This window comes from Aeromicrobium sp. JJY06, from assembly GCF_044069275.1.
GTDB classification, from domain to species: domain Bacteria; phylum Actinomycetota; class Actinomycetes; order Propionibacteriales; family Nocardioidaceae; genus Aeromicrobium; species Aeromicrobium tamlense.
The window spans coordinates 344,643-362,492 of the sequence record NZ_JBIMRD010000002.1 but is presented as its reverse complement, the minus strand read 5'-3'; the positions used below and the strand labels follow the sequence as shown (position 1 = coordinate 362,492).

General features: G+C 71.8%; 16 protein-coding genes. 4 read left to right on the top strand and 12 right to left on the bottom strand.

Annotation, left to right across the window (positions count from 1 at the left end; translation table 11 throughout):
* The first annotated feature begins 2 nt into the window (after nt 1-2).
* Nucleotides 3-2,453: a CHAT domain-containing tetratricopeptide repeat protein gene (locus ACGWYL_RS13190; protein WP_179424510.1), complete on the top strand. Its 2,451-nt coding sequence runs from the start codon at nt 3-5 to the stop codon at nt 2,451-2,453.
* 9 nt (nt 2,454-2,462) lie between these two features.
* Here the strand turns inward: ACGWYL_RS13190 and pyrF are convergent, their stop codons facing one another.
* The 7 genes from pyrF to ACGWYL_RS13155 all read right to left on the bottom strand — a co-directional run bounded on the left by pyrF (nt 2,463) and on the right by ACGWYL_RS13155 (nt 10,973).
* Entirely contained in the window at nt 2,463-3,284 is an 822-nt protein-coding gene (gene pyrF, locus ACGWYL_RS13185; protein WP_395487408.1) for an orotidine-5'-phosphate decarboxylase, read from the bottom strand.
* Nucleotides 3,281-6,595: a carbamoyl-phosphate synthase large subunit gene (gene carB / locus ACGWYL_RS13180; RefSeq protein ID WP_179424512.1), complete on the bottom strand. Its 3,315-nt coding sequence runs from the start codon at nt 6,593-6,595 to the stop codon at nt 3,281-3,283. The genes pyrF and carB overlap by 4 nt, the downstream gene beginning before the upstream one ends.
* Complete coding sequence (carA, locus tag ACGWYL_RS13175) at nt 6,579-7,700, bottom strand: glutamine-hydrolyzing carbamoyl-phosphate synthase small subunit (RefSeq protein WP_179424513.1); 1,122 nt, start codon at nt 7,698-7,700, stop codon at nt 6,579-6,581. Before carA ends, carB begins: the two co-directional genes overlap by 17 nt.
* Nucleotides 7,697-8,989 carry a dihydroorotase gene (locus tag ACGWYL_RS13170; RefSeq protein WP_395487407.1) on the bottom strand — a complete coding sequence of 431 codons (1,293 nt, stop codon included), beginning with the start codon at nt 8,987-8,989 and terminating at the stop codon, nt 7,697-7,699. The genes carA and ACGWYL_RS13170 overlap by 4 nt, the downstream gene beginning before the upstream one ends.
* Entirely contained in the window at nt 8,986-9,918 is a 933-nt protein-coding gene (locus ACGWYL_RS13165) for an aspartate carbamoyltransferase catalytic subunit (RefSeq protein WP_395487406.1), read from the bottom strand. Before ACGWYL_RS13165 ends, ACGWYL_RS13170 begins: the two co-directional genes overlap by 4 nt.
* Entirely contained in the window at nt 9,915-10,448 is a 534-nt protein-coding gene (gene pyrR, locus ACGWYL_RS13160; RefSeq protein ID WP_395487405.1) for a bifunctional pyr operon transcriptional regulator/uracil phosphoribosyltransferase PyrR, read from the bottom strand. Before pyrR ends, ACGWYL_RS13165 begins: the two co-directional genes overlap by 4 nt.
* A 126-nt stretch (nt 10,449-10,574) precedes the next feature.
* The gene (locus ACGWYL_RS13155; protein WP_395487404.1) at nt 10,575-10,973 is read right to left on the bottom strand and encodes a hypothetical protein; all 399 of its coding nucleotides are present in this window, start codon (nt 10,971-10,973) and stop codon (nt 10,575-10,577) included.
* A gap of 113 nt (nt 10,974-11,086) precedes the next feature.
* Between ACGWYL_RS13155 and ACGWYL_RS13150 the strand changes: the two genes are divergently transcribed.
* On the top strand, nt 11,087-11,554 hold the full coding sequence (locus ACGWYL_RS13150; protein ID WP_179424517.1) for an SAM-dependent methyltransferase: 468 nt from the start codon (nt 11,087-11,089) through the stop codon (nt 11,552-11,554).
* 3 nt (nt 11,555-11,557) lie between these two features.
* Here ACGWYL_RS13150 and ACGWYL_RS13145 read toward each other — a convergent pair whose 3' ends face one another.
* From ACGWYL_RS13145 to ACGWYL_RS13135, 3 genes are read right to left on the bottom strand one after another with little or no spacing between them, the layout of a single operon-like run.
* On the bottom strand, nt 11,558-12,112 hold the full coding sequence (locus tag ACGWYL_RS13145; RefSeq protein ID WP_395487403.1) for a hypothetical protein: 555 nt from the start codon (nt 12,110-12,112) through the stop codon (nt 11,558-11,560).
* 16 nt (nt 12,113-12,128) lie between these two features.
* Nucleotides 12,129-12,758: a response regulator gene (locus ACGWYL_RS13140; protein WP_395487402.1), complete on the bottom strand. Its 630-nt coding sequence runs from the start codon at nt 12,756-12,758 to the stop codon at nt 12,129-12,131.
* Nucleotides 12,755-13,948, bottom strand: a complete 1,194-nt coding sequence (locus ACGWYL_RS13135; protein WP_395487401.1) for a histidine kinase — start codon at nt 13,946-13,948, stop codon at nt 12,755-12,757. The genes ACGWYL_RS13140 and ACGWYL_RS13135 overlap by 4 nt, the downstream gene beginning before the upstream one ends.
* Before the next feature lie 192 nt (nt 13,949-14,140).
* Between ACGWYL_RS13135 and ACGWYL_RS13130 the strand changes: the two genes are divergently transcribed.
* On the top strand, nt 14,141-15,208 hold the full coding sequence (locus ACGWYL_RS13130; protein ID WP_395487400.1) for an FtsX-like permease family protein: 1,068 nt from the start codon (nt 14,141-14,143) through the stop codon (nt 15,206-15,208).
* Entirely contained in the window at nt 15,205-15,903 is a 699-nt protein-coding gene (locus ACGWYL_RS13125) for an ABC transporter ATP-binding protein (RefSeq protein ID WP_179424522.1), read from the top strand. Before ACGWYL_RS13130 ends, ACGWYL_RS13125 begins: the two co-directional genes overlap by 4 nt.
* Here the strand turns inward: ACGWYL_RS13125 and ACGWYL_RS13120 are convergent.
* Together ACGWYL_RS13120 and ACGWYL_RS13115 are read right to left on the bottom strand one after the other, a co-directional pair.
* On the bottom strand, nt 15,884-16,924 hold the full coding sequence (locus ACGWYL_RS13120) for an alcohol dehydrogenase catalytic domain-containing protein (RefSeq protein WP_395487399.1): 1,041 nt from the start codon (nt 16,922-16,924) through the stop codon (nt 15,884-15,886). The two genes, ACGWYL_RS13125 and ACGWYL_RS13120, sit on opposite strands and share 20 nt — an antisense overlap.
* 39 nt (nt 16,925-16,963) lie before the next feature.
* Nucleotides 16,964-17,818, bottom strand: coding sequence for an SDR family oxidoreductase (locus ACGWYL_RS13115; RefSeq protein WP_395487398.1), 855 nt, complete (start codon nt 17,816-17,818; stop codon nt 16,964-16,966).
* Between the last annotated feature and the right edge of the window lie 32 nt (nt 17,819-17,850).

Below are 17,850 nucleotides of genomic sequence, written 5' to 3'. Positions count from 1 at the left end.
GCATGCTCGCCGCGCAGGAACTCCATCGCCGGGGCCTCGAGCACCTTCATCAGTGGCGCTTCGCATCGGCCCGCCGGGAGTTCCGCCGTGCGCTGACGCGCGATCCCTCGGACGAGCTCCGCGCGCGGATCCTCGTCAGTCTGGCCCTGGTCGTCGCCGAGCTGGGTGAGCCGGACGCGGGCCTGGAGCTCTGCGCGGAGGCGCACGCGATCGGGGTCGACTCCCCCGAGATCACCGCCCTGATCACGAGCCAGGAGGCGGCGCTGCACCAGCGGCGCGGTGAGTACGAGCGGTCGCTCGCGCTGTACGAGCAGTCGATCGACGACCTCCCCGACGGCTCGCTCGAGCTCGCGAACAGCCTGAACGACCTCGGGGTGGTGCGCCTGAGGGTGGGTGACTTCGCCGCCGCGGAGGCCGACTTCGCCCGCACCGCCGCGGCCTTCGAGGAGCTCGGGGACGCGATCGGGCACGCCACGGCGCTGCACAACCGCGGATATGCCGCGATGCGGCGCTGGGACCTCGCGGCGGCCCTGCGCCTCATGGAGGAGGCGCGACCGGTGCTGGCGGAGGGCTCGCAGGTCGGGCTCGCTCTCGTCGACCAGGACCGTGCGGAGGCGCTGATCCACGCGGGCATGTCGAGTGAGGCCGTCCCGCTGCTCACCTCGAGCGCCGCGATCCTCGGTCGACACCGCCACCACCAGATGCGGGCGGAGTGCGAGTTCGTCGCGGCCAGGGCGATGCTCGCCACCGACCCGCAGCGGGCGCTGCGTCTGGCCCGGCGCACCGCCCAGCGCCTGCGCCGGATCGGCAGCGAGTCCTGGGCCCTGCGCACCGAGGTGGTCGTCGCCGTCGCCGAGGCACGTCTGGCTCCGGTGTCGTCGGCGTGGCTCGAGCGCACGGACCGGCTTGCGGGCGACCTGCGGGGCCACCACCTGGACCACGAGGCCCAGCTCCTCGACCTGAACGCGGCCCGCGCGGCCACGGGCATCGGCGAGGTCGACGTCGCTCTCGCGCGGCTCGAGCGCGGCCGCACGAGCGAGACCGACTCGCTCACGGAGCGGCTCCTCGAACGCGCGGCACTGTGCGATCTCGAGCTCGCGGCGGACAGGAGCTCCGAGGCGCTCGTACACCTGCGCACCGGCCTCGACCTCCTGCACGACTGGCAGTCGTCGTTCGGCAGTCTCGACATGATGAGCTCGGTCGTCGGCCACGGCCGTGGCCTCGCGACGACCGGGATCCGCATCGCGCTGGCGGACGGCGATCCCGAGGTCGTGTTCGAGTGGTCGGAGAGGGCGCGAGCCCTCACGTCGCGGGTCGTGCCGGTACGGCCGCCCCGCGACGACCGAGCGGCGGCCGACCTCATGGAGATCCGCACCCTCACCGTCACCGAGCCCGAGCCCGGCACCGCGGAAGCCCGTCGGCTCGCCGAGCTGCGCGAGCGGGTTCGTCGGCGGGCCTGGCTCGACGCGGGGTCCGGTGAGGTGCACCAGATCAGCGATCTCGAGGACGTCGAACGCGCGCTCGGTGCCGATACCGCCCTCGTCAGCTACCTCTGGGACGGCGACGCCCGCCTGCTCGCGCTCGTCGTGACCGACGCCGTGCGCCAGCTCGTGGACCTCGGTCCGTCCGCACCACTCGTCCGCGTGCTCGCGGGTCTGCGTGCCGACCTGGACGTCAACGCCAGCGTGCTCGGCGACGCGATGGCTCGGGTCGTGCGCCTCGGCCTCGAACGGCGCCTGGCCGACGTTGCTGCCGCGCTCGTGCAGCCGGTGCTCGACCTGATCGGTGACCGGCGGGTCGTCCTGGCGCAAGCCGGCATCCTCGCCGGTGTCCCGTGGTCGATGCTGCCCGGGCTGGTCGGACGTCCCGTCACCGTCGCCTCGGGCGCCACTCGCTGGCTCGCCGTCCGCGGGCTGCCCCAGCCTCGCTCCGCCGGCCTCGTGGCAGGACCGGGCGTACCGCGCGCGATCGAGGAGGTCAAGCAGTCGGCAGCGCGCTGGCCGGGCGCGGTCGCTCTCACCGACGGCGACGCGACCGTCGCGGGAACCCTCGAGCTCGCCGGACGGGTGGACCTCCTGCACGTGTCGGCTCACGGCCGTCACGCCGTGGAGAACCCACTCTTCTCCGGGCTGCTCCTCGCCGACGGCCCCCTGTTCGGGTACGACCTCGACCAGCTGGCCGAGGTGCCCGAGGTCGTCGTCCTCTCGGCGTGCGAGGTGGGTCGCTCGACGCAGCGCTGGGCCGAGGAGTCGCTCGGCATGGTCAACGCGTGGCTGCACGCCGGCGCACGATGCGTGATCGCCTCGCCCGCGGCGGTGGCGGACGACGAGGCCTGTGAGGTCCTGCAGGACGTGCACCGTCTCATGGCCGCCGGCACTCCCCCGGCCGTCGCCCTCGCCGAGGCCACCGCCGACCGGCCGACCTCGTTCGTCAGCTTCGGCGCCGGCTGGTGACGGCTGGCGTCAGAGCAGGGACAGGGCGTCGTTGGTGGCGGCGGCCGCGGCGCGCAGGGCGGTGACGTCGGGTCCCTTGGACAGGACGTCGCGCGAGGTGCTCGGGACGATCTGGTCGGTGACGGTGCCGAAGAGGCGGCGCAGGTCGTCGACCGTGCCGCCCTGGGCGCCGTAGCCCGGGACCAGGATCGGTCCGTTGAACTCGAGGCGCTGGGTGTCCAGGTGCGCCACGGTGGCGCCGATGACGGCGCCGAAGGAGCCCATCGGGTCGGCGCCCTCGTTGGCGTGGCCCAGCTCGACCAGGACCTCGTCGCCCACCGACATGCCGGAGGACGTCGTGGCGGCCTGGTAGCGGATCGCCTCCGGGTTGGAGGTGAACGCGAGCACGAACACGCCCGCGTCGTTCTTCTCCGCGGCGGCGAAGAACGGCGTCAGCGAGCCGAAGCCCAGGTACGGGCTCACGGTGATCGCGTCGGCCGCCATCGGGGCGTCGTCGTCGAGGTAGGCGTCGGCGTAGGCGCCGGCGGTGGAGCCGATGTCGCCGCGCTTCACGTCGAGGATGGTCAGCGTGCCGGTGTGCCGCAGGTCCTGGAGCGTGCGCTCCAGGATCGCGACGCCGGCCGCGCCGAACCGCTCGAAGAACGCCGACTGCGGCTTCACGAACGCCACCTTGCCGGCGAACGCCTCGACGCACGTGGCGGCGAAGCGGTCGAGCCCGTCGACCGAGTCCTCCAGCCCCCACTCCTGCAGGAGGTGGGCGTGGGGGTCGATGCCGACGCACAGCGGACCGTACGCCTGCATCGCCACGTGGGCGCGGCTGCCGAAGCTCATCGCGCGACCGTCTCCGCCCAGGACTGCAGCGGCCGCACGCCGATGCTGCCGGCGATCTCGGCCTCGATGCCCTGCACCGCGGCGGCGAGCGCCTGCACGGTGGTGAGGCACGGGATGCCCTCGGCCACCGCGGCCGTGCGGATCTCGTAGCCGTCGACGCGCGCGTTGGCGCCGCTGGAGAGGCCGTGCGGGGTGTTGACGATCAGCTGGACCTCGCGGTCGTTGATCTTCTGCACGACGGTGCTGCCCTGCGAGCCCTCCTCGTGGAGCTTGCGCAGCACCGTGGCCTGCACGCCGTTGCGCTGCAGCACCTCGGCGGTGCCGCTCGTGGCGAGGATCTCGAAGCCGAGGTCGGCCAGGCGCTTGATCGGGAAGATCATGTGGCGCTTGTCGCGGTTGGCCACCGAGACGAAGACCGTGCCCGAGGTGGGCAGGCCGTTCTGAGCACCCGAGGCCGACTGGCTCTTGGCGAACGCCGAGCCGAACGACGCGTCGATGCCCATGACCTCGCCCGTCGAGCGCATCTCGGGACCGAGCAGCGTGTCGACATATCGACCGTCGTAGGTGCGGAACCGGTTGAACGGCATCACCGCCTCCTTCACCGCGATGGGCGCGGTGGCCGGCAGCCGGCCCCCGTCGCCCTCGGCGGGCAGGACGCCGGCGGCGCGCAGGTCGGCGATCGACTCGCCGAGCATGAGGCGCGCGGCGGCCTTCGCCAGCGGCGTGGCCGTGGCCTTCGAGACGAACGGCACGGTGCGCGACGCGCGCGGGTTGGCCTCGAGCACGTAGACCGTGTCGGAGCTCAGCGCGAACTGGATGTTGATCAGTCCGTGCACGCCGACGCCGCGGGCGATCGCCTCGGTGGAGGCGCGGATCTTGTCGATCTCGAGGCTGCCGAGGGTGATCGGCGGCAGCGCGCAGGCCGAGTCGCCGGAGTGGACGCCGGCCTCCTCGATGTGCTCCATGACGCCGCCGAGGAACAGCTCCTCGCCGTCGAAGAGCGCGTCGACGTCGATCTCGACCGCGTCGTCGAGGAAGCGGTCGACCAGCACCGGCCGGTCGGGCGAGATCTCGGTGGCGTTCTCGATGTAGGTCGAGAGCGACTCCTCGTCGTAGACGATCTCCATGCCGCGGCCGCCGAGCACGTACGAGGGGCGCACGAGCACGGGGTAGCCGATCTCGTCGGCGATCTGCTTCGCTCCCTCGAACGTGGTGGCGGTGCCGTGCTTCGGCGCCGGCAGACCCGCGGCGGTGAGCACGCGGCCGAAGGCGCCACGCTCCTCGGCGAGGTCGATCGCCTCGGGCTGGGTGCCGACGATCGGGACGCCGGCGGCCTTCAGGCCCGCGGCCAGACCGAGCGGCGTCTGGCCGCCGAGCTGCACGACGACGCCCGCGACGGGTCCGGCCTGCTGCTCGGCGTGCACGACCTCGAGCACGTCCTCCAGCGTGAGCGGCTCGAAGTAGAGCCGGTCGCTGGTGTCGTAGTCGGTGGAGACGGTCTCGGGGTTGCAGTTGACCATGACGGTCTCGTAGCCCGCCTCGGACAGCGCGAGCGACGCGTGCACGCACGAGTAGTCGAACTCGATGCCCTGGCCGATGCGGTTCGGGCCCGAGCCCAGGATGATGACGGCCTCGCGCTCGCGCGGCTCGACCTCGGTCTCCTCGTCGTAGGACGAGTAGTGGTACGGGGTCTTGGCCGAGAACTCGGCGGCGCACGTGTCCACGGTCTTGTAGACGGGACGGACGCCCAGCGCGTGCCGGACGCCGCGGACGACGTCCTCGGACAGGCCGCGGATCCGGCCGATCTGCGCGTCGGAGAAGCCGTGGCGCTTGGCGTGCTGGAGCAGCTCGGGCGTGAGGCGCTCGGCGGCAGTGAGCTCGGCGGCGACCTCGTTGAGCAGCGCGAGCTGGTCGACGAACCACGGGTCGATCGCGGTGGCCTCGAAGACCTCCTCGGGCGTCGCCCCGGCACGCAGCGCGTCCATGACCTCGCGCAGGCGGCCGTCGTGCGGCACCGACGCCGACTTCAGGAGCGCCTCCTTGTCGAGGTCGACCCATTCGCGCTCCCACGAGAACACGGCATCGGGACGCTCGAGCGAGCGCAGCGACTTCTGCAGCGCCTCGGTGAAGTTGCGGCCGATGGCCATCGCCTCGCCGACCGACTTCATGTGCGTGGTCAGCGTGGCGTCGGCGGCCGGGAACTTCTCGAACGCGAACCGCGGGACCTTGACGACGACGTAGTCGAGCGTGGGCTCGAAGCTCGCCGGAGTCTCCTGCGTGATGTCGTTCGGGATCTCGTCGAGGGTGTAGCCGATGGCGACCTTCGCGGCGATCTTGGCGATCGGGAAGCCGGTGGCCTTCGACGCCAGCGCCGACGAGCGCGAGACGCGCGGGTTCATCTCGATGACGACGATGCGGCCGTCGACCGGGTTGACCGCGAACTGGATGTTGCAGCCGCCGGTGTCGACGCCGACCTCGCGGATGACGCCGATCGAGATGTCGCGCAGACGCTGGTACTCGACGTCGGTCAGCGTCATCGCCGGGGCGACGGTGATCGAGTCACCGGTGTGGACGCCCATCGGGTCGAGGTTCTCGATGGAGCAGACGATCACCACGTTGTCGGCGGTGTCGCGCATGACCTCGAGCTCGTACTCCTTCCAACCGAGGATCGACTCCTCCAGGAGGACCTCGGTGGTGGGGCTCAGCGCCAGGCCGGAGCCGGCGATGCGGAGCAGGTCGTCGTGGTCGTACGCCAGGCCCGAGCCCGAGCCGCCCATCGTGAACGAGGGCCGCACGACGACCGGGTAGCCGCCGAGCGTCTCGACGCCGGCCTCGCACTCCTCCATCGTGTGGCAGATGACCGAGCGGGCCACCTCGGCGCCCCACTCCTTCGGCAGGTCCTCGACGATCGCCTTGAAGGTCTCGCGGTTCTCGCCCTTCTCGATCGCGTCGATGGACGCGCCGATCAGCTCGACGCCGTACTTCTCCAGGATCCCCGCCGCGTCCAGCTGCATGGCGCAGTTGAGCGCGGTCTGGCCGCCCAGGGTGGCCAGCAGCGCGTCGGGGCGCTCGGCGGCGATGACCTTCTCGACGTACTCGGGGGTGATCGGCTCGACGTAGGTCGCGTCGGCGAACTCCGGGTCGGTCATGATCGTGGCCGGGTTGGAGTTCACCAGGACGACGCGGATGCCCTCCTCGCGCAGCACGCGGCAGGCCTGCGTTCCCGAGTAGTCGAACTCGCACGCCTGGCCGATGACGATCGGGCCGGACCCGATGACCAGGACGGACTCGATGTCAGTGCGCTTCGGCACGGGCTGCCTCCATGAGGTCGGTGAAGCGGTCGAAGAGGTAGCCGGCGTCGTGCGGACCCGCGGCGGCCTCGGGGTGGTACTGGACGCTGAACCCCGGGCGGTCCAGCAGGGCGATGCCCTCGACGACGTCGTCGTTCAGGCACACGTGGGTGACCCGGGCCGGGCCGTAGGGCGTCTCGAAGTCCTCGTCGAGGGGCGCGTCGACGGCGAAGCCGTGGTTGTGCGCCGTGATCTCGACCTTGCCGGTGGTGCGGTCCTGCACGGGCTGGTTGACGCCGCGGTGGCCGTACTTGAGCTTGTAGGTCCCACGGCCGAGCGCACGGCCGAAGATCTGGTTGCCCAGGCAGATGCCGAAGTAGGGTGTGCCGCGCTCGAGGACGCCCTGCACGAGCTCGACCTGGTGGTCGGCGGTGGCGGGGTCGCCGGGGCCGTTCGACATGAACACGCCGTCGGGGTTCAGCTCGAGCACCTCGTCGAGCGTGGAGGTCGCGGGCAGCACGTGCACCTCGATGCCGCGCTGCGCCATCAGCCTGGGGGTCATGCCCTTGATGCCGAGGTCGAGCGCGACGACCGTGTACTTCTTGTCGCCCTCGGCCGGCACGACGTGCGCCTCGGGGACGGTGACGTCGGCGAGGTAGTTCGACCCGGTCATCTCGGGAGCGGCCGTGACCTGCGCCAGCAGCTCCTCGGCGTCGAGCTCGGTGCTGATGCCGGCCCGCATCGAGCCGCGCTCGCGCAGGTGACGCGTGAGGGCGCGGGTGTCGATGCCGCTGATGCCGACGACGCCGCTGTCGGTGAGCAGGTCGTCGAGGCTGCGGTCGGCGCGCCAGTTCGAGCGCTGGCGGGCGGGGTCGCGCACGACGTATCCGTCGACCCACACCTGCCGGGACTCGAAGTCCTCGGCGTTCGCGCCGGTGTTGCCGACGTGCGGGGCCGTCATCACGACGATCTGGCCGCGGTACGAGGGGTCGGTGAGCGTCTCCTGGTAGCCGGTCATGCCGGTGTTGAAGACGATCTCGGCCACGGTGGTGCCGGTGGCGCCGTAGGAGCGGCCGCGGAACGTGCGACCGTCCTCGAGGACCAGGATGGCGGGGGGATGCGTCACTGACCGATTCCTTCCACGAGATGTCCGTCCAGGACGGTGGCCTTCCCGGCGAGGAACGTCGCGACCACGCGGCCCGGCAGCTCCCGTCCGGCATAGGGGGTGTTGCGCGACAGGCTGGCCGTGTCGGCGGGTTCGATCGTACGCGTGGCCGCCGGGTCGTAGAGCACCACGTGGGCCGGTTCGCCGACCGCCAGCGGGCGGCCGTGATGTGCGACACGCCCGATGCGCGCCGGGGTGGCGCTCATGACCTCGGCGACGCGCTCCCAGCTGAGGGCGCCGGTGTCGACCATCGTCTGCTGGACGATCGACAGGGCGGTCTCGAGACCGATCATCCCGAAGGCGGCGGCGCCCCACTCGCACTCCTTGTCCTCCATGGGGTGCGGGGCGTGATCGGTGGCGACGATGTCGATCGTGCCGTCGGCCAGACCCTCGCGGACGGCGAGGACGTCGTCCTTGCTGCGCAGCGGCGGGTTGACCTTGAAGATCGGGTCGTAGCTGCGCACCAGCTCGTCGTCGAGCAGCAGGTGGTGGGGCGTGACCTCGGCGGTGACGTCGATGCCGCGGCTCTTGGCCCAGCGCACGATCTCGACCGAGCCGCGCGTGGACAGGTGGCACACGTGCAGGCGGCTGCCGACGTGCTCGGCGAGCAGGACGTCGCGGGCGATGATCGCCTCCTCGGCGACCGCGGGCCATCCGGTGAGGCCGAGCTCGCCCGACAGTGGGCCCTCGTTCATCTGCGCGCCCTCGGTGAGGCGCGGCTCCTGGGCGTGCTGGGCGATGACGCCGTCGAACGCCTTGACGTACTCCAGCGCCCGACGCATGAGGACCGCGTCGCTCACGCACTTGCCGTCGTCGCTGAAGACGCGGACCTGGGCGGCCGAGTCGGCCATCGCGCCGAGCTCGGAGAGCCGCTCCCCCTCCAGGCCGACGGTGACGGCGCCGATGGGCTGCACGTCGGCGTAGCCGTGCTCGCGGCCGAGGCGCCAGACCTGCTCGACGACGCCGGCCGTGTCGGCGACGGGCTCGGTGTTGGCCATCGCGAACACGCACGTGAAGCCGCCGCGGGCGGCGGCCTGGGTGCCGGTGCGGACGGTCTCGGCGTCCTCGCGGCCGGGCTCGCGCAGATGGGTGTGCAGGTCGACGAGGCCCGGCAGGGCGATCAGGCCCGCCGCGTCGACCGTCTCCTCGCCGCTGAGGTCGGCGCCGATGGCGGTGATGACGCCGTCCTCGACGAGGATGTCGGCGGCCTCGCCGCCCAGGATCCGGGCGCCCTTGATGACCGTGCTCATGTGTTCTCTCCTTCAGTGGCTCCACCGAGGAGCAGGTACAGGACGGCCATGCGGACGGCGACGCCGTTGGTGACCTGCTCGACGATGACGGAGCGGTCGCTGTCGGCGACGTCGGCGTTGATCTCCATGCCCCGGTTCATGGGTCCGGGGTGCAGGACGATCGCGTGGTCGGGCAGCCGGTTCATGCGGGCGACGTCGAGCCCGTAGCGACGGCTGTACTCGCGGGCGCTGGGGAAGAACGAGGCGTTCATCCGCTCGCGCTGGACGCGCAGCATCATGACGGCGTCGGCCTTCTCCAGGCTCGCGTCGAGGTCGTAGGAGGTCTCGACCGGCCAGGTCTCGACGCCGACCGGAAGCAGCGTGGGCGGGGCCACCAGCGTGACGTTGGCGCCGAGCGTGTCGAGCAGCAGCGCGTTCGAGCGGGCGACGCGGCTGTGCAGGACGTCGCCGACGATCGTGACGTTCTTGCCGGCCAGGTCACCGAGGCGGCTGCGCATCGTGAAGGCGTCGAGGAGGGCCTGCGTGGGGTGCTCGTGGGTGCCGTCGCCGGCGTTGACGACCGCGCCGCGCGTCCACTCGGAGGTGGCGAGGCGGTGCGGGGCGCCGGACGCGTGATGGCGGATGACCACCGCGTCGGCGCCCATGGCCTGCAGCGTCAGCGCCGTGTCCTTCAGGCTCTCGCCCTTGCTGACGCTCGAGCCCTTGGCGCTGAAGTTGATGACGTCGGCCGAGAGACGCTTCGCGGCGGCCTCGAAGCTGATGCGCGTGCGGGTGGAGTCCTCGAAGAAGAGGTTGACGATCGTGCGGCCGCGCAGGGTGGGCAGCTTCTTGATGGGGCGCTGGGCGACGCTGAGCAGCTCCTCGGCGGTGTCGAGGATGCGCACCGCCTCGTCGCGGGTCAGGTCGCCGGCGCTGAGGAGGTGCTTCACGCGTCGCTCCCCTCGATCGTGACCGAGTCGTCGGTGCCGTCCGTGTCGCCGAGGCGGACGCGGACCTTCTCGGTCTTGGAGGTCGGGAGGTTCTTGCCGACGAAGTCGGCGCGGATCGGCAGCTCGCGGTGGCCGCGGTCGACCAGGACGGCCAGCTGCACGGCCTTCGGGCGACCGAGGTCGCTGAGCGCGTCGAGCGCGGCCCGGATCGTGCGGCCACTCATGAGCACGTCGTCGACCAGGACGACGACGCGCCCGTCGATGTCCTCGGGGACGTTGGTGTGCTCGAGCGCGCGAGGTGCCTTCAGGCGCAGGTCGTCGCGGTACATCGTGACGTCGAGCGCGCCCGGCTTGATGGTGGTTCCCTCGACCTCGGCCATCTTCGCGGCGATCCGCTCGGCGAGCTCGACCCCGCGGGTGGGAATCCCGAGGATCACCACGCCTTCGGCGTCGCGATTCCGCTCGAGGATCTCGTGGGTGATGCGTGTCAGCGCACGCGAGATGTCGGTGGCATCCATGACGGTGCTCAAAGCCGACCTCCTTCTCCGCCTCACGGGACGGTGGTTAAAGGATGGTTCGGGGCGACTTTATCAGTGGGCGACGTTCGGCTCCGCGCACGGTCCGCGCGCCGGACGGGGCCCGGGGGACGAGTCTTTCTACCTCTCGTTCGCTGGGGCGACATCTTGGTACCAAGATGTCGGCGCGAGCGCGACGACGCCTGCCGCCAGGCCGGTGGCCAACAGCAGGTAGACGGTCAAGAAGGTCGCTCCACCGTCCACGACCGATGCGAAGGCCCACGCGAGGGACGCCAGCGACGTCACCGCCCACACCCACCGCGTACGCCCCAGCCGTCCGACCCGCAGCCCGGACAGACCGAGCAGAGCCGCCAAGAGACCAAGTCCTGATCCGAGGGCGGTCACCAGCACGAACGCGGCGTTGACCTCCGACTCGAAGACCACGCCCCCGAGGACCTGCCGGTCGCTCGACGCGTAGGCGACGGCACAGAGGATCATCCAGACGGCGAGGACGAAGCCCGAGAGCGCCGCGACGACCATGGCTGCTCTCGCGCCCCACGAAGGGAGTGTCGGACCTGTTGCGTGCATCCGTCGATGGTGGCAGGCCGGAAGCGCGCACCGCAGGTGAGCGCCGAGGTGCGCTAGAACGAGACATGCGCACCTTCGAGATCCGACCGATCGGTGTCGTCCGGAACCACCGGACGGACGTGCAGCACTCCGATCAGTGGGGCGCGGTCCACAGCACGATCACCGTCGACGAGCGGTTCGGGGAGGCCTGCCTCCAAGGACTCGAGAGCTTCTCCCACGTGGAGGTGCTGTTCGTGTTCGACCAGTTCGACGAGCCCAGCGAGCCCGGTGAGCCGCAGCCGTACCGCGGGCGCGCCGACCTCCCGACCATGGGGATCTTCGCGGGGCGCGGGCCACGACGGCCGAACCGGATCGGCGTGACCTGCTGCCGCATCGATGCGGTCGACGGACGCGAGCTCACCGTGGTCGGCCTGGACGCCGTGGACGGCACGCCCGTGATCGACCTCAAGCCGACGATGGTCGAGTTCGTGCCGACCGACGCGCGTCAGCCGGCGTGGGTCAGCGCGTTCATGTCCGAGTACTTCGACGACTGAGCGTCAGAGCTCGCCGAGCAGCTTCTTCCAGAACGGCCGCCACCGCTCGCGATCCTCGGCGGAGCCGAGGGCTGCGTGCTGGACGGCCACCCGGTCCGCGGAGATGTCGACGTTCACCGACGATCCGTCGGCGAGTTTGGCGCGCCAGTAGCGCCACTTCTCGGTGGACCTCACCCGCGGTTCGGCCGCGAGGGCCACGCCGTCGAACTCCTCGCGGCCCGAGACGACCGCGAGCCACCGGTCGAGCAGCTCGTCGAGCGACCCGACCACCTTCTTCGAGGCCGTCACGGCGTGGTCCCCCGCCGCCAGCTGGCCCTTCTCGCGCAGGCCGTGCTGGTGCCCGTACTCGATCGCGATGGTCTGGGACCACCAGCCGTCGTTGAACGGCTTGCCGTTGCCGGCGTGCGTCGTGATGCCGAGATCGTGCACCCGCTGCAGCGCGAGCCGCGCGATCTCGGCATGAGGCGCGGTCAGCCCTCCCTGCGCGGTGAGCCACGTGTCCCAGTCGGTCCAGTCGGTTCCGGTCGCCGTGGAGATGCTCGCCGCCTTCGATGCCATGGGGACGAGCCTGCCATCAACCTCGGCCGATGATGCCCGCTTCTCGAGCGGCGGCCACCGCGGCGGTGCGCGAGCTGACGCCGAGCTTCGGGTAGATGTGCGCGAGGTGGGACTTCACGGTGGTCTCGCTCAGGTGCAGCCGCTGGGCGATGTCGGTGTTGCTGTGGCCGGCGGCGACGAGGCTCAGCACCTCGAGCTCGCGCGCGCTCAGCGACGTGTGGGGCTGCTGCATGCGGGCGAGCAGGCGCGTCGCCACCGAGGGCGACAGCGCGGTCTGGCCCGCGGCGGCGGCGTGGATCGCGGCGGTGATCTCCTCGGGCGCGGCGTCCTTCAGCAGGTAGCCCGCGGCACCCGCCTCGATCGCCTCGATGATGTCGGCGTCGGTGTCGAAGTTGGTCAGCACGAGCACCGCGGGTGGGTCGGGCAGCGCGCGGATCTCGCGGGTCGCGACCGCGCCCTCGAACACGCGCTGGAACTGCAGGTCCATCAGCACCACGTCGGGCCGCGCGCGCCGGGCCTCGACGAGAGCCTCGGCGGTGGTTCCCACCGCGCCGATGACCTCGATCTGCGGATCGGTCTCGAACAGGGCGGACAGGCCCGTCCGCATGAGCGGATGGTCGTCGACGATCAGGACGCGCACGCTCATGGGCTCACCCCGAAGCTCGCCACGACGCTCGTGCCCCGGCCGGGCTGGGACTCCACGACCACCCGTCCGCCGAGGTCGGCCGCGCGCTCCTGCATCGCGGCCAGCCCGAACGACCGGGACGCTCCGTCGCGCCTGGTCAGGGTCTCCGCGTCGAAGCCCACCCCGTCGTCGACCACGTCGAGGATGATCTCGTCGTCGAGCCGCGTGAGCGTCAGGTCGACGCGCTCGGCCCGCGCGTGCTGGATGACGTTGGCCATCGCGCCCTGGGCGATCCGCAGCAACGCGGTCTCCACCGGCGTCGGCACGGCCCGCCCGTCGGAGGGCACGTCGACCTCGACACGCAGGCCGGTCGTCTCGCGGGTCTGCTCCCCCAGCCGCTCCAGCGCGTCGCCGATGCCGCCGTCGCGCAGGGCCGGGGGCGCGAGGGCATGGATGAACTCGCGGGTCTCGGCCAGCGCCTCCGCGGCCGCCTCGCGTGCCTGCTCGAGCCGCTCGCGCCCCTTCGGCGTTCCGGGATCGCTTCGCTGGGCGGCGTGCAGCAGCATGATGACGCTCGACAGCGACTGCGAGACGGTGTCGTGGATCTCGCGCGCGAGCCGCTCCCGCTCGGCCACCACCCCGGCGGCGTGCTCCGCGATCGCCAGCTGGTCGCGGGTGCGTGTCAACTCCTCGATGAGACGCTGCCGACGGGTCACCTCGCGGTTCAGTGCCTCGTAGCCCAGTCCGATGACGATGGCGACGCCTGCGCCGAGGGCAGGGCCGATGATGCCCGCGACGTCGAACCCGCGGTGCAGCCCGAACGCGCCGACGGCGACGACCGTGGCGACCACCACCGCCACGATGCCGCGCACCGTGCCGAGCAGTCGCAGGTAGAGGAAGAACAGCGCGAACGCCAGGTAGGTGGCCTCCACGCTCCACGCCAGCAGCACGATCCACTCGACGGTCAGGGCGCCGACCCACCACCAGCCCCACCGGCCGGACTCGGGCAGCGCGCCGTCGGGCCACACCCCCACGACGTAGGTGGCGGCGAACAGGATCGCCAGGGCGATCACCGCGATGCTCTCGGCTCGCGTGCCGTCGGCGGAGGTCAGCACCAGCACCGTGAGCAGGGCGCCCACCAGCAGGTGCAGGGACAGCGAGAGCCACGCCGAGATCGAGCCGATCCCCCGGCGTCCGTCGTGCGATCTCACGCCCACATCACGGCTCCAGTCTAGGCGTCGCGGTTCTCGCGGGCGTCGTACGAAAGGTGGAGTTCCCGTCCATCCTTCGGGTCCGGGAAAGCGTTCCCGCGCACGATGGCCCGGCCCCGGAAACGAGACACCGTGGAGACAGTGCACGAGGTCATCAGGACCCGTGCCCGACCCAGCCCGGAGGACCCGCCCATGTTCGTCGCCTGGCGCGATCTGAGAGTGGCCAAGGGGCGCTTCGCCCTCATCGCCACCGTCGTCACGCTCATCACGATTCTCGTCACCTTCCTGGCCGGCCTCACCGGAGGACTGGCCCAGCAGAACGTCTCGGCCATCACCTCGCTCCAGGCCGACCGCATCGTGTTCTCGGCGGAGGATGCGCAGTCGCCGTCCTACGCCGACTCCGCGATCACGCGCGACCAGGCCGACGCGTGGGAGCGTCGCGACGGCGTCACCGCCGTCGACCCGTTGGGCATCAGCACGACACGGGTGTCCGCGGGCGATCGGCACGAGACGGTCACCGCGTTCGGCGTCGCGCAGGGCGCGTCGGCCGTGCAGGCTCCCGCCCCCGGTCACGTGACGATGAGCACCGAGACCGCGCAGGAGCTCGAGGTCGAGAAGGGCGACCACGTGCGCATCGGCGCGAAGTCGTTCGTCGTCACCACCGAGCCGGACATCACCTGGTACTCCCACCTGCCGGTCGTGCGACTCGACCTGAGCGATTGGCAGGACGTGGGCGCCCGACCCGGCGAGCCCGCGCCCTTCGCCACCGTGCTGGCCGTGTCCGCGTCGGACACCGACTTCGCGGCAGCCGACGCGGTGGCCGGCACCACCTCCGAGGGCGTGCTGTCCTCGCTGACCGCGCTCGGGTCGTTCCGGTCCGAGATCGGCTCGCTGCTGCTCATGGTGGGGATGCTGTTCGGGATCTCGGCGCTGGTCGTCGGCGCGTTCTTCACCGTGTGGAGCATCCAGCGTCAGCCCGACGTGGCCGTGCTCAAGGCGCTCGGCGCGACGAACCGCATGCTCACCCGAGACGCCCTCGGGCAGGCGGCGGTGGTGCTGCTCCTCGGCGTGAGCGCCGGCATCGCGGTGACCGCCGCGCTCGGCGCCGTGGCCGGCAGTGCGTTGCCCTTCGTCCTCAGCCCGCTGACGACCCTGCTGCCCGGCCTGATCATGACCGCGCTCGGACTCGCCGGCGCCGGACTCGCCACCCGCTCCATCACCCGCACCGACCCCCTCAACGCCCTGGGGAGCAACCGATGATCGACCTGTCCCACGTCACCCTGACCTTCCCCGACGGCGCCTCGCGCGTGACCGCGATCGACGACGCGAGCCTGCGCGTCGAGGCCGGAAGCACGGCCGGCGTCACCGGTCCCTCCGGCTCCGGGAAGTCCAGCCTGCTGGCCGTCGCGTCCACCCTGATCACCCCCGACCGGGGCACCGTGACCATCGACGGCGTCGAGACCACCGACCTCAGCCTGACCGAGAAGGCCGAGCTGCGGCGCACGAAGATCGGCCTGGTCTTCCAGCAGTCGAACCTGCTCGGCTCGCTGACGGCGTACGAGCAGCTGCTCGTGATGAACGAGCTGACGACCGATCCGAAGCGACGCGCCGAGCGACACGCCACCCGCGAGCGCGCCGCCGAGCTGCTGGACGCGGTCGGCCTCGCGGGCGACCGGGACAAGCGGCCCGCCCAGCTCTCCGGCGGGCAGCGCCAGCGCGTGAACATCGCCCGCGCGCTGATGCACCGTCCGTCGGTCCTCATCGTCGACGAGCCGACCAGCGCCCTGGACCAGGAGCGCGGCGGCCAGATCGTCGACCTGCTGCTTCGGCTGACCGAGGAGAACCACACCGCGACGATCCTGGTGACGCACGACCAGCGGATCCTGCCGCGCCTGACCAGCGCCCACCGCATGGTCGACGGGCGGCTGCGGGCCCTCAGCGCGTCGGATCGATGATCGTCATCCCGGCGAGCGTCGCGCGGTCGAAGACCGGCAGCAGCTCGGCGGCCTCCTCGAGGCCGATGGTGCGCTCGATGAGTCGCTGGGGCTGGAGGGCGCCCTGCTCGATGAGCGCCATCATCCCCGGATAGTCGGCGGCGGCCATGCCGTGACTGCCGAGGAGGTCGAGCTCCCAGCCGATGACGCGCTCCATCGGCACGCGCGGGTGCCCCTCGATGGCGGGTAGGAGTCCCACCTGGGCGAGTCGACCACGTCGGCGCAGGCTGAGGATCGCATCGGCGCAGGTCTGCTCGCTGCCGACGGCGTCGACCGCGACGTGGCTGCCGCCTCCGGTCAGCTCGGCGACCGCGGAGGGAATGTCGCGGCCGTCGGCCAAGAGGACGTGCTCGGCACCGAGGTCGGTCGCGACGCCGAGCGCCTCGGAGTTCCGGTCGACCGCGATGACCCGGGCGCCGAGCGCGCGGGCGATCATGACCGAGCTCAGGCCGACTCCCCCGGCGCCGACCACGGTGACCCACTCGCCCTCGGCGACGCGGGACCGGCCGACGAGTGCGCGGTACGCGGTGGCGAACCGGCAACCCAGACTTGCCGCGGTGGCGAAGTCGACCGAGTCGGGGATGCGCACGAGGTTCGTGTCGGCGGCGTGGACGACCACCCGCTCGGCGAACGAGCCCCCATAGGTGAAGCCGGGCTGCTCCTGGTCGGGGCACACCTGCGCGTCGCCTACGAGGCACCACTCGCACGTGCCGCAGCCCGCGACGAACGGGACGGTGACGCGGTCGCCGACCTGCCAGTCGCGCACGTCGGGGCCGAGCTCGACGATCTCCCCGGCCAGCTCGTGGCCCGGCACATGCGGGAAGGCGACGCCGTCGTCGTGCCCCGCCCACGCGTGCCAGTCGCTGCGGCACAGGCCGGTCGCGACGACCCGCACCACGACTCCGCCGTCGGGCGCCGAGGGCTCGGGGACGTCGCGGACCTCGGGACGGGACCGGGCGGAATCGAGGACGAGCGCGCGCATCCGGCCATCTTCGCAGGATGCGCGCGCTCTCCGCGGGATTCAGCCCTGGGCGCCCACGAGGTCGGCCAACGGCGTGGGCGTGCGGCCGCCGACGCGCTCGACGACGTCGGTCACCCGGGCCAGCTTGCCCAGGCGGATCGACGTGCCGAAGGAGACGAGCAACGGCGCGAACTCCTCAGGGACGCCTGCGGCGACGAGTCCGCCCCGGTAGGCCTCGTCGTCGACGTTGAGCACCTCGATCGGCCGGCCGGCGAGCTGCTCGGCGAGCGCGGCGAAGTCGTCCGCGGTGATCGCGGCGGGACCGGTCACGTCGTAGACCTCGCCCTCGTGGCCGTCGCCAGTCAGCACGGCCGCGGCCACCGCGGCACAGTCGGCGCGCGTGACGTAGGCGGCGCCGCCGTCGCCCGTGTTCACGAACAGCTGGCCGCTGGCGGCCGCCTGGCGGATCGTGTCGACCTGCATCTCGGCGTAGAGGTTGTTGCGCAGCATCGTCCACGCGAGGCCGCTGGCGCGCAGCGCGTCCTCGGTGGCGGCGTGGTCGGGCACGACACCGGACGGGTTGTCGGGCGTCGGCTCCGGGATCGACGTGTAGGCGACGTGGCTGACACCCGCACGGGAGGCGGCGTCGATCGCGGCCAGGTGGCCGTCGAGGCGGGCGCCCACGATGTCGGTCGAGATCAGCAGCATCCGGTCGACGCCGGCGAGCGCCTCGACGAGGGCGTCGGGCTGGCCGAAGTCGGCCTCGCGGACGATCGCGCCGCGCTCGGCGTAGGTGGCGAGCTTGGAGGGGTCGCGCGTGAGCAGCACGACCTCGGAGGGATCGACGGTGGCGAGGAGCTGGTCGGCGACGAGGCGGCCGAGCTGGCCGGAGGCACCGGTGACGGCGATGGTCATGAGCATTCCTGATCTGTAGTCACGATGATGGC

Bases quoted from the DNA above. Each gene is read 5' to 3' on its own strand.
- ACGWYL_RS13140 (WP_395487402.1), bottom strand. From the start codon at position 12,758: ATGAGCGTGCGCGTCCTGATCGTCGACGACCATCCGCTCATGCGGACG.
- ACGWYL_RS13155 (WP_395487404.1), bottom strand. From the start codon at position 10,973: ATGGTCGTCGCGGCGCTCTCGGGCTTCGTCCTCGCCGTCTGGATGATC.
- ACGWYL_RS13145 (WP_395487403.1), bottom strand. From the start codon at position 12,112: ATGGCATCGAAGGCGGCGAGCATCTCCACGGCGACCGGAACCGACTGG.
- pyrF (WP_395487408.1), bottom strand. From the start codon at position 3,284: ATGAGCTTCGGCAGCCGCGCCCACGTGGCGATGCAGGCGTACGGTCCG.
- ACGWYL_RS13190 (WP_179424510.1), top strand. From the start codon at position 3: ATGCTCGCCGCGCAGGAACTCCATCGCCGGGGCCTCGAGCACCTTCAT.
- ACGWYL_RS13150 (WP_179424517.1), top strand. From the start codon at position 11,087: ATGCGCACCTTCGAGATCCGACCGATCGGTGTCGTCCGGAACCACCGG.
- ACGWYL_RS13130 (WP_395487400.1), top strand. From the start codon at position 14,141: ATGTTCGTCGCCTGGCGCGATCTGAGAGTGGCCAAGGGGCGCTTCGCC.
- ACGWYL_RS13125 (WP_179424522.1), top strand. From the start codon at position 15,205: ATGATCGACCTGTCCCACGTCACCCTGACCTTCCCCGACGGCGCCTCG.
- ACGWYL_RS13120 (WP_395487399.1), bottom strand. From the start codon at position 16,924: ATGCGCGCGCTCGTCCTCGATTCCGCCCGGTCCCGTCCCGAGGTCCGC.
- ACGWYL_RS13170 (WP_395487407.1), bottom strand. From the start codon at position 8,989: ATGAGCACGGTCATCAAGGGCGCCCGGATCCTGGGCGGCGAGGCCGCC.
- ACGWYL_RS13115 (WP_395487398.1), bottom strand. From the start codon at position 17,818: ATGACCATCGCCGTCACCGGTGCCTCCGGCCAGCTCGGCCGCCTCGTC.